14 protein-coding genes are annotated in these 14,062 nt (G+C 38.0%); 10 read left to right on the forward strand and 4 right to left on the reverse strand.

From position 1 onward, the window contains the following. Positions 1 to 2 precede the first annotated feature (2 nt). The 8 genes from fliF (at position 3) to hrpB (ending at position 9,859) form a co-directional block, all read left to right on the forward strand. Positions 3 to 1,742, forward strand: coding sequence for a flagellar basal-body MS-ring/collar protein FliF (gene fliF, locus H5119_RS16560; protein WP_252371767.1), 1,740 nt, complete (start codon positions 3 to 5; stop codon positions 1,740 to 1,742). Next, on the forward strand, positions 1,723 to 2,742 hold the full coding sequence (locus H5119_RS16565) for a FliG C-terminal domain-containing protein (RefSeq protein WP_182703003.1): 1,020 nt from the start codon (positions 1,723 to 1,725) through the stop codon (positions 2,740 to 2,742). Before fliF ends, H5119_RS16565 begins: the two co-directional genes overlap by 20 nt. A 2-nt stretch (positions 2,743 to 2,744) precedes the next feature. After that, positions 2,745 to 3,377: a FliH/SctL family protein gene (locus H5119_RS16570; protein ID WP_182703004.1), complete on the forward strand. Its 633-nt coding sequence runs from the start codon at positions 2,745 to 2,747 to the stop codon at positions 3,375 to 3,377. After that, positions 3,370 to 4,722 carry a FliI/YscN family ATPase gene (locus H5119_RS16575; RefSeq protein WP_182703005.1) on the forward strand — a complete coding sequence of 451 codons (1,353 nt, stop codon included), beginning with the start codon at positions 3,370 to 3,372 and terminating at the stop codon, positions 4,720 to 4,722. The genes H5119_RS16570 and H5119_RS16575 overlap by 8 nt, the downstream gene beginning before the upstream one ends. Further along, positions 4,712 to 5,128 (forward strand): hypothetical protein, encoded by a 417-nt coding sequence (locus tag H5119_RS16580; RefSeq protein ID WP_077538698.1) that lies wholly within the window; start codon positions 4,712 to 4,714, stop codon positions 5,126 to 5,128. The genes H5119_RS16575 and H5119_RS16580 overlap by 11 nt, the downstream gene beginning before the upstream one ends. Before the next feature lie 277 nt (positions 5,129 to 5,405). Beyond that, positions 5,406 to 6,113 carry an AraC family transcriptional regulator gene (locus tag H5119_RS16585; RefSeq protein ID WP_182703006.1) on the forward strand — a complete coding sequence of 236 codons (708 nt, stop codon included), beginning with the start codon at positions 5,406 to 5,408 and terminating at the stop codon, positions 6,111 to 6,113. A gap of 101 nt (positions 6,114 to 6,214) precedes the next feature. Then, the gene (locus H5119_RS16590) at positions 6,215 to 7,141 is read left to right on the forward strand and encodes a DMT family transporter (RefSeq protein ID WP_149602718.1); all 927 of its coding nucleotides are present in this window, start codon (positions 6,215 to 6,217) and stop codon (positions 7,139 to 7,141) included. 291 nt (positions 7,142 to 7,432) lie between these two features. Continuing rightward, positions 7,433 to 9,859 (forward strand): ATP-dependent helicase HrpB, encoded by a 2,427-nt coding sequence (gene hrpB, locus H5119_RS16595; RefSeq protein WP_182703007.1) that lies wholly within the window; start codon positions 7,433 to 7,435, stop codon positions 9,857 to 9,859. A 5-nt stretch (positions 9,860 to 9,864) separates the two neighbouring features. Here hrpB and sigZ read toward each other — a convergent pair whose 3' ends face one another. Together sigZ and H5119_RS16605 are read right to left on the reverse strand one after the other, a co-directional pair. Further along, positions 9,865 to 10,407, reverse strand: coding sequence for an RNA polymerase sigma factor SigZ (sigZ, locus tag H5119_RS16600; protein ID WP_182703008.1), 543 nt, complete (start codon positions 10,405 to 10,407; stop codon positions 9,865 to 9,867). 66 nt (positions 10,408 to 10,473) lie between these two features. Further along, positions 10,474 to 11,169 (reverse strand): glutathione S-transferase family protein, encoded by a 696-nt coding sequence (locus H5119_RS16605; protein WP_182703009.1) that lies wholly within the window; start codon positions 11,167 to 11,169, stop codon positions 10,474 to 10,476. Positions 11,170 to 11,349: 180 nt separating this feature from the next. Here H5119_RS16605 and H5119_RS16610 point away from each other — a divergent pair, with 180 nt between their 5' ends. Further along, positions 11,350 to 11,778: a nuclear transport factor 2 family protein gene (locus tag H5119_RS16610; RefSeq protein WP_182703013.1), complete on the forward strand. Its 429-nt coding sequence runs from the start codon at positions 11,350 to 11,352 to the stop codon at positions 11,776 to 11,778. A 43-nt stretch (positions 11,779 to 11,821) separates the two neighbouring features. On the opposite strand, the gene H5119_RS16615 is transcribed toward H5119_RS16610, so the two are convergent. Next, on the reverse strand, positions 11,822 to 12,649 hold the full coding sequence (locus tag H5119_RS16615; RefSeq protein ID WP_182703010.1) for an alpha/beta hydrolase: 828 nt from the start codon (positions 12,647 to 12,649) through the stop codon (positions 11,822 to 11,824). A 30-nt stretch (positions 12,650 to 12,679) separates the two neighbouring features. Further along, positions 12,680 to 12,895, reverse strand: coding sequence for a hypothetical protein (locus H5119_RS16620; protein ID WP_182703011.1), 216 nt, complete (start codon positions 12,893 to 12,895; stop codon positions 12,680 to 12,682). Between the two features lie 279 nt (positions 12,896 to 13,174). Between H5119_RS16620 and H5119_RS16625 the strand changes: the two genes are divergently transcribed. Next, entirely contained in the window at positions 13,175 to 13,888 is a 714-nt protein-coding gene (locus H5119_RS16625; protein ID WP_182703012.1) for a DUF1499 domain-containing protein, read from the forward strand. The last annotated feature ends 174 nt before the right edge of the window (positions 13,889 to 14,062 follow it).

A 14,062-nucleotide genomic window follows, 5' to 3' on the forward strand; every position in this document is an offset into this window, starting at 1 on the left:
TGATGATGAAAGGTGAATTAACTAAAGTGCCAGAGCCAAGTAGCAACGATATGAAATTAAAAGAAAAAGTTGTTAATTTCTCTCACAAGCTGAATTTTAGCGGTGGCAGTGACAGAAGCGTTGCAACTATTGCGCTTTTAGCGACACTGGTGGCGGCAACAATTGTACTGATTTTATGGACTTCAGCTAAAAATTACGTGCCCCTTTACGGAAATCAAGAAAGTTACGATAAAGCGAATATTCTTGAAATTTTAGATAAAGAGCAAATTACATTTCGTATCGATACCGATAGCGGAAATATTTTAGTACCACAAGAAAAATTAGCTGATGCAAGAATCACCCTAGCAGCACGTGGTATTAAAGCGTCTATGCCAGAGGGCATGGAAAGTATCAGCGATAAAGTATCAATGGGTACGAGCCAATTTATAGAATCTATGCAGTATCAACATGCCTTAGAGGGCGAGTTAGCACGCACTATTATTAATATGCAAGGCATCCGAAATGCGCGAGTGCACTTGGCTGTGCCAAAACGGAGTCTTTTTGTTGGTCGTACAGAGCAAAAAACCGCAGCATCGGTGATGGTTGATTTAGCGCCAGGGCACGAATTAAAACCAGAGCAAGTTGAAGCAATCATTGCATTAACGATAGGTAGTGTGCCGGGTTTAAACCCTAAGTCAGTTTCAGTAGTGGATCAGCGCGGTAAATTATTAAGCGGTGATTTATTTGATAATACGCCGGTAGGTAAAGAGACGGATAAAAAATTAGCGTTTGTAGGCAAGGTTGAGCGCAATATTGAACAAAGAGCTTCAATCATGTTATTGCCGATATTAGGTGAAGGTAACTTTAGGATTCAAGTATCTACCGATGTTGATTTTAGCGTTGTAGAAGAAACGAAAGAACTTGTCGACCCGCAAAATGTTTTAACGCAAGAGTTTGTTAAATCAGATACCACATTAGATCAACTTGCTGCGGGTATCCCTGGATCACTTGCAAATGAACCGCCTGTACCAAATGAACAAGGTGGTGATGAAAATAATGAGCGCACCTCAGAGCGAAGTGAAAGTAACAGACAGTTTGAAAATGGGCGCTCTGTTACACACACTCAATTTGAAGTTGGGCGAATTAAATCAATGAGTTTGTCTGTACTTATTAATGAAGGTGCGTCACTTTCAGATGAAGGTTGGACCGATGAGCGCCTTGCATCTTTAGGTGAAATGGTTAAAAAAGCAACTGGTTACAACGATGTTCGAGGCGATCAATTTAATATTACTAGCTTTGCCTTTGTGCAAGAAAAAGTACTCGCACCTGGTGAGGGCCTTGAGTGGTGGCAAATGCCAGAACTTAGAGAATATGCGCGTTATATTTTTGGCACATTGATCAGTATTTTACTTATTTTATTTGGTGTACGTCCGTTGGTTAATCATTTAATCAAAGGAAAGAGTAATTCTGAGTTGTTAGCTACAACGCAAGATTCAAACACAGCAAAATCTAATCACGATGTGAGAGATAGACATATTACTCCGCTTGATGATGCTATTAGTGCTAATGCAAAAGCTGATGGCATGGGTTCTAAAGATAAAAATTCAGACCCTTCATCTATTTCATTGCCTCAAATAGGTAACGATTTTGAAGAGCAAATTGCGCATATGCAGCTTTTAGCGAGTAGAGAGACTGAACGAGTAACATCGGTTATTAAATACTGGGTAGAACAAGGGGTTGAAATTGAATCAAGAAAAGCTTGAGAAAGTAACACCATTACCAGCATTAGATAGAGCTGCTATTTTACTGCTAAGTATGGGTGAAGAAAATGCCGCGAGTGTTATTCGTAAGCTAGGGCGTCGTGAAGTTCAAGTTATTTCAGAGAAAATGGCTAAAATTTCTAATGTGACTCAAAAAGATGTTGCTTCTACGTTGAGCGAATTTTTTGATTGCTATAGAAATGAAAGTGGCGTTAATGGCGCATCTAGAGTTTATTTAGAGCGCGCATTAGACAAAGCTGTTGGTCGTAAACTCGCTAAAACGATGCTTGATGATATTTACGGCGGTGCAATGAACGATGATTTACGCCGTTTAGAATGGATCCCACCTGAGTTAATTGTTCGCTTTCTTGAACAAGAGCATGTACAGATGCAAGCTTTGTTTTTAGCGTTTCTTCCGCCAGAGCAAGCATCAGCGATCATTGCATTATTTCCTGAATCGAAACATGACGATTTACTTTACAGAATCGCAAGCTTGCGAGAAGTCAGTGAACATGTGATAGATGATGTTCGACTAACATTAGAAGCATGTATCGAGTTTGTGGGTCGTCAAGTTGGCGCTCAAGTAAACGGTGTTGATAAGGCTGTTGAAATAATTAATCGTTATAACGGTAATAAGAGTCAAATTATCGAGATGATGAAAAAACAAAACAGTAATGTTGCCGATGAAATACAAGAAAAAATGTACGACTTTGATGGCTTAGCTAAACAAACTGATGAAACACTCACTCAATTGTTAAATGATATTCCTGATGAGTTATGGACTATGTCTTTAAAAGGTGCCGATAGAGACTTAGTTGACCGTGTACTTGGCGCTTTACCAAAAAGACTCGCCCAAGTATATCAACAACAAATTGACGGTTTAACTTCGCAGCCTATTAGTAAAGTTAAAGCCGCTAGAAAAGAAATAATGTCTATCGTGAGAGATATGACCAAACGAGGCGAAATAGAATACCGCTTGTATCAAGAAGAAACAGCGGGATAATTATGAGCCAAGTATTTCGGTTTCCAACGCTCAATAAAGTAGAGCAGCATCAAACACTCCAAGAGCGTCTTGATGCTGCTCAGCGCATTGGTTGGCAAAGTGGTTATGAAAAAGGGCTTGAGCAAGGAGCAATTGATAAGCAAATTTCTTTGGAGCAAGAAATAGACTCACGAGTTGAAACGCTATTAAATGCACGGTTGGAATCTGAAAAACAACATTTAATTGACCATTTCAATGTGATTTTTGAAAAAACGAATAATGAGTTATCTACTCTTTCTACTGATTTAAAGAGTGACATTACATTAATTATAACCAAATTAGCTGAATTTGTTATTGATGGTGAACTCAAAGCAAGGCCCGAAATAAGAACAGAGTTGATCGAAAAAGCAATTGAATTACTTTCTGATAGAGACGTTGTAACAAAAATTGTTTTCTCTTCTGAAGATAAAAAATGGTTAGATTCTGATATTTTAAGTAACTTTGCTATCCCCGTTAATTTTGATGATGAACTTATTTCAGGTGATGTTGAGTTAATTGCTGAACAACAAACACATAGCTTTTCTTTTTCTCAGCGTTTGCAGGAATTACTTGATGAAATTACTCCCCAAATCCTAAGAAATGATAGCGATGAATAGCGATTTACATACTCGACTTCAGTCAGCTTTAGATTCACTTTCTCCACCTCCTTTAATTAAAAGTTACGGCCGTCTTATTAGGGTTAATGGTTTGACATTAACCGCTACTGGCGGCCAGTTTGCTATTGGCGAAAAGTACCAAGTTGAGAGTGTGGATGGGGTTTGGTATGACGTAGAAGTTATCGGCTTTAATCAAGCTGAAGCCTATTTGATGCCTTTAAAAAAGGCACAAAACTTATGCTCCGGTGGGCGAGTTCGCCCTGCTGCGAAGGTATCTACAGTCGCTATTTCTGAAAAGCTACTTGGCCGAGTGGTCGATGCTCAAATGCAGCCAATTGATAACTTAGGCGATTTAGATAAAGACGATACTGTTAATTTATCTAAATTACCAAAAGATTACTCACTAACGCCCTTAGAGCGTAAAGGGGTAACCGAGCCTTTAGATGTTGGCATAAGAGCAATAAACAGCTTGTTTAGTGTTGGAAAAGGCCAGCGTTTAGGTTTATTTGCGGGCTCCGGCGTTGGTAAAAGTAAGCTTTTAGGTATGATGACACGTTATACATCAGCCGATGTTGTTATTGTTAGTTTAGTTGGTGAGCGTGGTTGGGAAGTTAAAGAATTTATTGAACAAAGTTTAGGTAAAGAAGGCTTAAAAAAAGCGATTGTTATTGCCTCCCCAGCTGACGATTCGCCATTGTTGCGTATTAAAGCCGCAGAACTAAGCCATCGACTTGCCGCCTTTTTTAGAGATCAAAATTTAAATGTCCTGTTGTTAATGGATTCTTTAACCCGGTATGCGCAGGCTCAACGTGAAATTGGTTTATCAGTCGGTGAGTTACCCGCCTCAAAAGGTTATCCACCTTCGGTATTTAGCAAGCTTACACAACTTGTTGAAAGCTCTGGTAATAGCGAAAAAAGCAAAGGATCAATGACGGCTATTTATACCGTACTTGCAGAAGGGGATGATCAACAAGATCCTATCGCTGATAATGCTCGCGCAATTCTCGACGGACATATAGTGCTTGATCGAACGCTTGCTGAAAAAGGGCATTATCCTGCAATAAATATTGGTGCGTCTATTAGCCGTGTTATGCCTAATATTGTTACACCAGAACAACTTGACTACTGCTATAAATTAAAAAAATTATACAGTCGATATATGCAAGTGCATGAACTAATTCCACTTGGGGCTTATCAGGCAGGAAAAGATCCAGAGCTTGATAGTGCGGTTGCATTGTATCCTGAAATTGAATCGTTTTTATGCCAAGGCCTGAATGAAAAGTTCGACTTTGCGCAGTCGGCAAAGCAGTTAAGTAACGTTATGGGTAAGTTGAATGTTAAATAAGTTTTTAGTAATTCAAAAAAATAAATTAGATGTTATGTTAGCTAAACAAGCCCAGTTACAGCTAAAAAGTTTAGAAGAGCAACAGCGTTTAGCCCAATTACAATTGCATATTGATAGTATGGATAAAAGTAGCCAAATGCGATCTGCGTTAAGTTTGCAAAACTTATCAGGAATGAAAGGCATTTTAAGTGGGCTATCAAATCAGCAAATAGAAAGATTTAAAGACTCTCAACAAGATGAGAAAAGGCAGCAGCAAGCTTGCTTAAAACAAATGAGTTTCACTAAAGGTATTGAAGGTATTGTGAGTAACCGTGTATTAACTAAGCAAGATTATGCTAACAAACAAGAAGAAAAAAACTTAGATGAAATGATAAGCCAAGCATACGTTCGCAAGCTTTATAAATAAACCTACCAAATTAATACCTTTAATTGAATAAGTCTTAACGTGAACTGTCAGGTTCAATTAACAGGACTCAATTCAATTTGACAGTCGCACATGTGCCATCTACGGACATTCAGCATTTGAACTTAGGTCTATATTGATAGTCGCAAATGCCACCAAAGCGGTCATAGATACTTTTAAATAAAGTACCAGTAAAAACTAACACTTCTCTTTATTATCCATTGCTCTAATATGTATAATCAGAATCAGGATGAAGTAAGGCCATACATTTTCTATTATTATGAAAAATCTATTATCCATTCGCTCTTATAGTACAAAACCAACTCGTCACTCACATCACTTTAATCAATTGGTTTTACCCTTACGTGGTGTTATAAATATATGTGTTGGTAATTTCAATGGTAAAGTTGCACCTAGTGAATGTGTTGTAGTTAAAGCCAACGAAGAGCACTTGTTCACTGCTGATACTGAAGCTAGATTTGTAGTCGTGGATATGGAACACCTACCCCTAAACATTTCATCTTCACAATATATTGTTTTTGCGATTAATTCATCTCTTAGAAGTTACTTAACTTTTATCGGAAACCAACTAGAAAACAAAGTTAATACTCAATTAGAGCAGGCAATGTTTGAAATGTTTAGTTTACTGCTTGCAGAGCAACCTTTATTGCCAAAAGTAGATAATCGCATTGGTACAGCAATATCCTTCATAGAACAAAATATTGCATCGCAGCTTCAAATCAAACGCTTGGCTGAGTCTGCTTTCCTGAGTGATACACAGTTTAAGAAACTATTTAAACAACAAACAGGTATGACTGTGATGAAGTACGTAACAAAACTTCGGATGGAAAAAGCTCAAGCTTTACTAACGCACACCGATTATCCGTTACCAATTATCGGTGAAAAAGTAGGTTATAAAGAGCCATCAGCCTTTAGCCGAAAGTTTTCGCAATACTTTGGTCTATCACCAACTAAGTTCAAAAAGTAAACTTAGTCTGAATTGTTAACGATTGCGTCTTAATTGTTAAAAACGCCTTTCATAATTAGCATACTATTTCTGTATTGAAGTTATCATAAACAGGTTTCATTATGGAAAATCATCACGAAAATTTTAAAGGTGTTATTGCCATTATTATTGCTAGTTTTTTGTGGGGAACAACTGGCACCGCAGCAAGCTATTCCCCTGATGTAAGCTCTCTAGCTATTGGTGCATTTTCTATGGGAATAGGTGGAGTCTTACTTGTAATCACAGCTCGAAAAAAGCTACTTATAGATTATAAGGTGATGCTAGAACAACCTAAGGTATTAATATTAGGTGCCGCTTCTGTCGCTATTTATCCATTAGCATTTTATACCTCAATGAGTTTATCTGGTGTTGCCATCGGTACTGTAGTCTCTATAGCTACAGCTCCTTTTTTTGCAGCAATCCTTGAACGTCTAATTAGTAAAAAGAACATATCATTGCAATGGATATTGAGTTTTGTCATTGGAGCGATAGGTATTGCTCTTTTAACGTTAGGTAGAGACCAAAGTAATAATACTGCTTACAGTATTAATCAACAGGGTTTGGGGATTCTTTTGGGTTGTATTGCTGGATTAACTTATGCAGGTTATTCATGGGCAGCAAGGCGTTTAATTGAAAGTGGCGTTCATTCAAAATCGTCCATGTCAGGGCTATTTGGTTGTGCCGCACTATTGTTACTCCCTTCATTATGGTTTACGGGTGATAACTTATTTTCAAGCTCAACTAATGCTTTGGTATCTTTGTATATGGCAATAATTCCAATGTTTTTAGGATACTTATTATTTGGTTTTGGCTTGAATTATATAGATGCAAGTAAAGCAACATTAATAACCCTAATTGAGCCATTAGTTGCAACTATTTTAGCTGTTTTCATTATTGGCGAAAAATTTAAAGTCATTGGTTGGATAGGTGTGGCTTTAGTCTCTCTATGTCTATTGATGCAAACCATCAAACCTCAAAACCAACTAAGATTAGCCTTCAAATCAACTTAGTTATACAGTCTGATATAATTACTGCTTTGGCAAAAAGTTCATAACGCTTTTAGTTGCCAACCATAAGTTAGCGTAAAAATATCAACGGCAGCTTTGAGCTTGAAGCAGTCATACAATGTAAAAAATCCGACTGACTGCATGTCGCTCATATCGGTCTGTCAGATAAAATCTAAACTTATTCGTCAAAACTGTAAGCTCAGATCTGAGCTACTACAATAAAAACTGAGCGCTCTAACAACAGTTCCTACTTTATTGTTACACTATCTGCAAAGTAATTTAGAGTAAATAGCTGTGCTGCCGGTTCAAGACATATATCAACAACTTGTTACTACATTACAAAGTAATCCTATTACATTATTACAAGCCCCACCTGGTGCGGGTAAGTCTACGTGGTTGCCGCTCCAGCTTATGCGCGATGGGCACTTTAAACGTATTGTAATGTTAGAACCTCGCCGATTGGCTGCGCGGAATATTGCCAGTTATTTAGCAAAGTGCCAAAACGAGAGCGTTGGGCAAAGTGTGGGCCTACGCATTCGTGGTGAGAGCAAAGTCAGCAGTAATACGCGCCTTGAAATAGTGACCGAAGGCATGCTGACACGCATGCTACAAAACGACCCAGAATTAAGTGATATTGATTTACTGATATTTGATGAATTTCATGAGCGCTCAATTGCTGCCGACACTTCACTGGCGTTTGCACTAGAGACCCAAAGCGCATTGCGTGAAGATTTAATCATCATGCTTATGTCGGCAACGCTTGATAGTGAGCGTTACACTGCGTTTTTTGATTGCCCTGTCATTCAATCAAATGGTCGCAGCTACCCAATAGACGAAGTATATATACCCATAAAAGATGAAAGCCGCTGGCTTGATGCAATTCCTGGAATTATAAAAAAAGCGCTTGATGAGCACACAGGCAGTGCATTAGTATTTTTACCTGGGCAGTTTGAGATACTACGTGTACAACAAGCACTCACTGATTTACCCAATAATTGTACGGTAGCAACGCTATTTGGCGAGCAAGATAAAGCTAATCAGCAAGCTGCTATTGCCCCCGCGCCAGAGGGCATGCGCAAAGTAGTGCTTACTACTAATGTGGCCGAAACCAGTTTAACTATTGAAGGCATACGTATCGTAATTGACAGCGGTAAACGCCGTGCAGCGACCTTTAATTTAAAAACAGGGGTTACTGAGCTCACAACACAAAGTATATCGCGCTCGTCTGCTGTGCAGCGTGCAGGACGTGCAGGGAGAATAGAGCCAGGCATTGTTTATCGAATTGGCTCAAAGCAAACCTTTGAGCGGCGCAATAGCCACGACAACCCCGAAATACTAACATCAGACATAAGCCAGCTTATGCTTGAGGCAAAGCAATGGGGGGCCAGTATTGATGAGCTAACCTTGCTCGATAAGCCCACTGAGCAGCAATGCGAGCAAGCAAGTAACCTGCTTAACATGCTAGAAGCTATTAATAGCAAAGGTAAGCTCACACCGCTTGGTAGTAAAATGTTAGGTTTTGGTGCTGATATTCGTTTGGCGCATATGCTATTAAAAGCACAAATACTTGATGACCAACTCCCTGGTATTTTTAGGCTCGCTATTTATTTAGTGGCATTACTTGAGAGCCGAGTAAATAGTGCAAACGAGTTAAGCTTAGCGCTACATAGCCAACAGCAACGTCCGCATCCGGTATTTAAACAACAGTTAAAGTATTGGCAAAGCCGCTTAAAAGTAAAAGACGAAAACAGCGAATTAAATACGCATTATATTAGTTTGCTGGTGGCATTGGCGTATCCCGATCGTATTGCTAAAAAACGCGGTAATGGTTATCTGCTTGCCAATGGTGCAGGCGCTGAGCTGAACAACGATTACTGGCACAACGACGACTACCTAGCTATCGCCACAATGGGCGGACACAAAGGCGGACGTATTTTTGCAGCCACCGCGCTCAACCCCACTGAATTACAACAATATTTACCGCATTTATTTAGCACGCTTACCCGCTGCGAATTTGACGAAAAAACCGCACGCTTTATTCATCAAGATGAAGTAAAGCTCGGTGCAATTGTGCTTTTAAGCCAACCAAGTAAACAAAAACTAGATAAGAGTGAGCGTGCAAAAGCATGGCTTAATTTATTTTCAAAACAGGGGTTTTCACTGTTTAATGAACAACAAGAAAGTGAGCAGTTACTTACTCGAATGAGTTTGGCAAGTAGTTTTATGCCCAATGATTTTGTGCAGATAACAGAGCAACAACTGATTGACAATGCAGGGCAGTGGCTAGGCGCATTTTTAGAAGATATTAAAACCTTAGAACAACTTAAAAAGTTTAATTACTTTGAAGCGCTGCAAAATTGTTTTGATTGGCAACAGCAATCGCGATTGAAACAATTATTACCACTGCGCTTAACCGTACCGAGTGGTTCAAATATTAAAATAATATACCAGCTCGACGGTCCAGCAAAACTCAGTGTGCGCATGCAAGAAGTGTACGGTTTAACCAATACGCCGATACTAGCTAATGGCAAATTGCCGTTACTTATGGAGTTATTATCGCCAGGTAAACGCTCACTGCAACTTACCCAAGACTTAGCACACTTTTGGGCTAGCAGTTACCGTGACGTGCAAAAAGAAATGAAAGGTCGCTATCCTAAGCACTTTTGGCCAGACGACCCTGCAAATAGTGTGGCAACCAATAGAGTAAAAAGTAAAATGTGAGTATTTTAACATTTAGCGCAGGTGTTATTTTTAAGTGTTACATCAAGTAAGTTACCTTGTGAATCAATGGCAAAGTCACAGCAACTATTAAATAGTTGATGTAATTTTTGGCGGCTTAATTTTACTCGTGATTTTAGTGTTGAATAATTAATGTTGTTGTTTTTTGCATATTCTTTTTGCGAAACGCCTTCTATTTCAATCGCGTTCAAAAGAGTTGCGTCATCCTCTGATAGTGCATTTATAAAAGGCTGTATACAACGGCTAAGTTCAGTGATTATTTGGGGTTCATCTTGCCCATACCACAGTGAATCTGAGTCTATAGTACGCGTTTTATGATTACGCCTATAAAAGTCGATTACCGCATTATTCGCTATTTGAAAGAGCCAAGATTTTACTTTGCTTGGCTCTTTGACTTTGTTTAAATGTTGGTAAGTTTTTATGAGTATATCTTGCATTAAATCGTCAACATCACTCGGGTTAGCAATTTTGCTGTGCAAAAAGGCTTTTAAGCTCGTTTGATATTGTGACCAGATAATTTTTATATCCAATTTATATCTCCGCATAACTAAAGCGATGCACATATACATCGCTTTGTGATAATTAGTTACACCCTCTTAGTCGCAGCAACTATTAGTGCTGCAGTGGTTGTTTTCAACACACTTGTTAGCAGCTAAAAAGGTATTAGTTAAATAAAATTGGCTAAAGCGCTCAGTAAAATCCTTGCTTACTGTTTTTTCAACTAAGCCAGTATTTAATATGTTGTGCTGCCAAGCTTGTGCTTTAGGTAAGCAGCATAAAAAATCATAGCCACTGTGCATTTTAATTATAGCCGCACGATGTAAAAGCGGTAGCCAAGCAATGTCTACTTTACTAAGCTGATCTGATTTAAAATACGCAGAGGTGCCCGTTAGTTGCTTTTCGATAGTTTGAAACGCTTTTTTGAACTTTTGACTGCGTTCTTCAAAGGTTACTTCGTCTTTACTTCTCATGGTTGAACATTGAACTAAATAATGCTTAGAGGCTAGATAGCTCCATGCGCGGTCCAGTGCTTTTTCCTCATTTGAAAGTGAACCTTCGAGTGGGAAAAACTCATCATCTATGTACTCTATAATAGCGTCAGATTCAAACAAAGCAGTACCATTTTGTGTAATTAACACAGGGACTTGGCCATTAGGTGAAAGCGCTAGAAACCATTGAGGTTTATTTTTTAAGTCAATATATTCGATTTCGTACGGTATATTTTTAGCTGCTAATGCGCCAGTGACACGTTGCACAAAAGGGCATATTTCAAAGCTTACAATTTTAATCATTTTAACTACCTTAGCGTTTATAAGTTTACCTATTAGACGAAGTAAGATTTAAAAAGACGAAATTAATTTTAGCTATCGGTTATTTATACTAATTATGCAATTATAAGTTTTAAAAAATCTGTAAATACCATTTAATAAGGAAGAAAAGTGAAATATATAGGCCCACTATTTTTATTTGTAATGAGCTTTGTGGCTCAAGCTGAAGAAGCATTTGATTTAAACGCGTTTGCGCAGCAGTACTATAAAACAATGACCGCCACACAAGCACCTAACGCAGGTACTAAAGAGCTCGAGGCTTACCTTGCATTGTTAACTGATGACATTGGCAATCAGCATATCCCGTATCAGCCTGATGATTCACGTACTCCCGATGGCAAAGAACAAATGCGCAAAGGCATGAGTTTTTACCTAGGTGCACATACGTTTTATAAAAGCACACTGCTTAATACATTTGTGTTTAATAATACTGGTTTTGCGATTCGTTATAAAAACGATGTAAAAGGTATTCACCCGCAAAATAAACAACCAATAGAATATACCTCTACAATGCTGGACGTAATCGAAATTGAAAACGGTAAAGTGGCGATGATCCGTAAGTACCATGAATAAATACTGTTAAGCATTTATTCATGGTATTAATATTTTTTGATAATTACTTTTTTGGGTGGTAATTGACTTTTTTAAAGGCATCGTAAACAGCTAAGTGTAGAGTTTCGGTATAATCTAGGTTTTCAAAATACTTAAATTGCACTTGGCTTTTTTTGTTAAGAATAGGCGCTATTTTTTTGTGTAATTGCCTTGCTAGACCTTCCATTAGTTCGCCTTCTTTACCAACGCCAATATAAACCGATTGTGGAAAAGTTTTTGGTTCAAAAGGGCCGTTTAGTAGCTGATTATCGGCCCACCATAAGCTTGGACTAATTATTACGTAATGATTAAACATAGCTGTATGATTAAATAAAATATCGGTGGCAAAAAGCCCACCGAGCGACTGACCAATTAAAGTACTCGTTGAGTTTGTGCGGTATGTTTTATTAATTAGCGGGCGTAGTTCATCGTTTATAAAATGAATAAACTTTTTTGAGCCGCCATGCGTTGGTAAATCTTTTATATCAAGCGGGTGACTACTTGCTGACGTTAAGTCGTGTTTACGATCTATATTCGCAATACCCACAACAATGCTTTCAGGCATGTGATTTATCGACGAAAAAGAGGCAAATTGTACAAGCCCTGCAATATGGATAAAGTCTTCATCTTTTGAGCCATCAAGCAAGTAAATAACGGGGTAATGTTTTTCTGTATTCTGTTGGTAACTATTTGGCAGGTAAACGTTTATAATGCGTTGCTGGCTAAGTGTTGTTGAATTAAGTGTCAGGGTTTCGCCAATGCTAAAAGGCTCAATTTTAACCTTTTCTGCGTAGCTAAAAGCGCTAATGGTTAAACATATTATTGCAAATAAACTTAGAGTTTTATTTTTCATAGGGCTGCCTTTAGTTATTATTGTTAAAGTTTAGACTTCTTTTCCGCCGTGTTTTTCTGCTAAGTCGTCAAGTTCAGCTGAAGTGTAATCAAATCCGCCTTCATCAGACGTATAAGTTACTTTAACGCTATCCCCACCATTAAATAAGCGAGTTTTCACCTCGTTTACTGACCAATTTTTTAGCACATGCACAAATCGGTTAGCAATTTGTGATGATTCAAAACGATAGCTAATTTCTGTTTTCATAAATAATAAAGCTCTGGCTATTTTTACCCCCGCAGTGTGTGCATTTTATATAGATAGTCAAGTTTCAATGGTAAAAATAAAGGGTTAAATTGTAAGTTTTGTAGTTTAGTCACTATGTGGCGCACTTTGAACTTGTAGGTGTTTTTTCAAACTTATATCATTTTGATCACACAACATTGGACTTTTTTGTGTAATTAGTCGCTAATAGTAATCTAAAAGTATTTATTAACAGTACTAAACTGTTTAAAAATAACAATCACATAGTAGCGGAGCAATTTGATGAAAATATTAGTGAGTTTGGTGAGCTTAATCGCCTTTTTATTGGTTGTACTACCAGGCCCTTTATATAAGTTTGGTATTGTAGAACTAGGAACTGCATTTACAGGTTTTCGGTTTGCTGTTTATGCCGGTGGCGCTGCGCTTGCGCTGCTTTTACTACAAGTTATATTTAAGCGTAAAACAGTAACATTTGGTAGTGCAGCGATTGCTGTTGTATTTTCGGCGGTTGCCATTGCTATGCCTTTAAATATGATGAACACAGCTAAAAGTGTGCCACCAATACATGATATTTCTACCGACTTAGTTAATCCGCCTAAGTTTGTCGCTATTGCACCACTTCGTGCTGATGCACCAAACCCAGTGGCTTATGCCGGTGAAGAAACCGCAAACCAACAACGTAAAGCTTACCCTGAACTAGTTACATTAAACTTTGTTCAATCAAAAGCTGATTTAATCGTAGCTACAGAGCAAGCGGTTAAAAATTTAGGTTGGGAGCTTGTTAATGTTGATGCTAGCTCAGGGCTTGTAGAGGCAACAGATACAACAACATGGTTTGGTTTTAAAGACGATGTGGTTGTGCGGATCAATGATGAAGGTAGCCAACGTTTTGTTGATATTCGTAGTAAATCACGTGTAGGGCGAAGTGATCTGGGAAAAAATGCACAGCGTATTCATACATTAATTAACGAGATAAATGCAGAGCTAACGAAGTAGCGCATTTTTAGTCAAAGTAATACCAATTTTATTAAAAACATGGTCATTTTAGCGTATTAAATAACTCACTAACGACGTTAAAAATTATTTATATAGAACAACTATGTATCATAATTTTAGCCTTGTTATTGAGCTATTTTCTTATCGCTATAATAGATCACTAATTTAATGCAA

Origin of the sequence: Pseudoalteromonas sp. SG45-5 (genome assembly GCF_014164085.1) — a bacterium.
In the GTDB taxonomy this organism is placed as follows: domain Bacteria; phylum Pseudomonadota; class Gammaproteobacteria; order Enterobacterales; family Alteromonadaceae; genus Pseudoalteromonas; species Pseudoalteromonas aliena.

Coding starts and splice junctions, on each gene's coding strand:
- fliF (WP_252371767.1), top strand. CDS start 3: ATGATGAAAGGTGAATTAACTAAAGTGCCAGAGCCAAGTAGCAACGAT.
- H5119_RS16570 (WP_182703004.1), top strand. CDS start 2,745: ATGAGCCAAGTATTTCGGTTTCCAACGCTCAATAAAGTAGAGCAGCAT.
- H5119_RS16575 (WP_182703005.1), top strand. CDS start 3,370: ATGAATAGCGATTTACATACTCGACTTCAGTCAGCTTTAGATTCACTT.
- H5119_RS16580 (WP_077538698.1), top strand. CDS start 4,712: ATGTTAAATAAGTTTTTAGTAATTCAAAAAAATAAATTAGATGTTATG.
- H5119_RS16585 (WP_182703006.1), top strand. CDS start 5,406: ATGAAAAATCTATTATCCATTCGCTCTTATAGTACAAAACCAACTCGT.
- H5119_RS16590 (WP_149602718.1), top strand. CDS start 6,215: ATGGAAAATCATCACGAAAATTTTAAAGGTGTTATTGCCATTATTATT.
- H5119_RS16605 (WP_182703009.1), bottom strand. CDS start 11,169: ATGATTAAAATTGTAAGCTTTGAAATATGCCCTTTTGTGCAACGTGTC.
- H5119_RS16610 (WP_182703013.1), top strand. CDS start 11,350: ATGAGCTTTGTGGCTCAAGCTGAAGAAGCATTTGATTTAAACGCGTTT.
- H5119_RS16615 (WP_182703010.1), bottom strand. CDS start 12,649: ATGAAAAATAAAACTCTAAGTTTATTTGCAATAATATGTTTAACCATT.
- H5119_RS16620 (WP_182703011.1), bottom strand. CDS start 12,895: ATGAAAACAGAAATTAGCTATCGTTTTGAATCATCACAAATTGCTAAC.
- H5119_RS16625 (WP_182703012.1), top strand. CDS start 13,175: ATGAAAATATTAGTGAGTTTGGTGAGCTTAATCGCCTTTTTATTGGTT.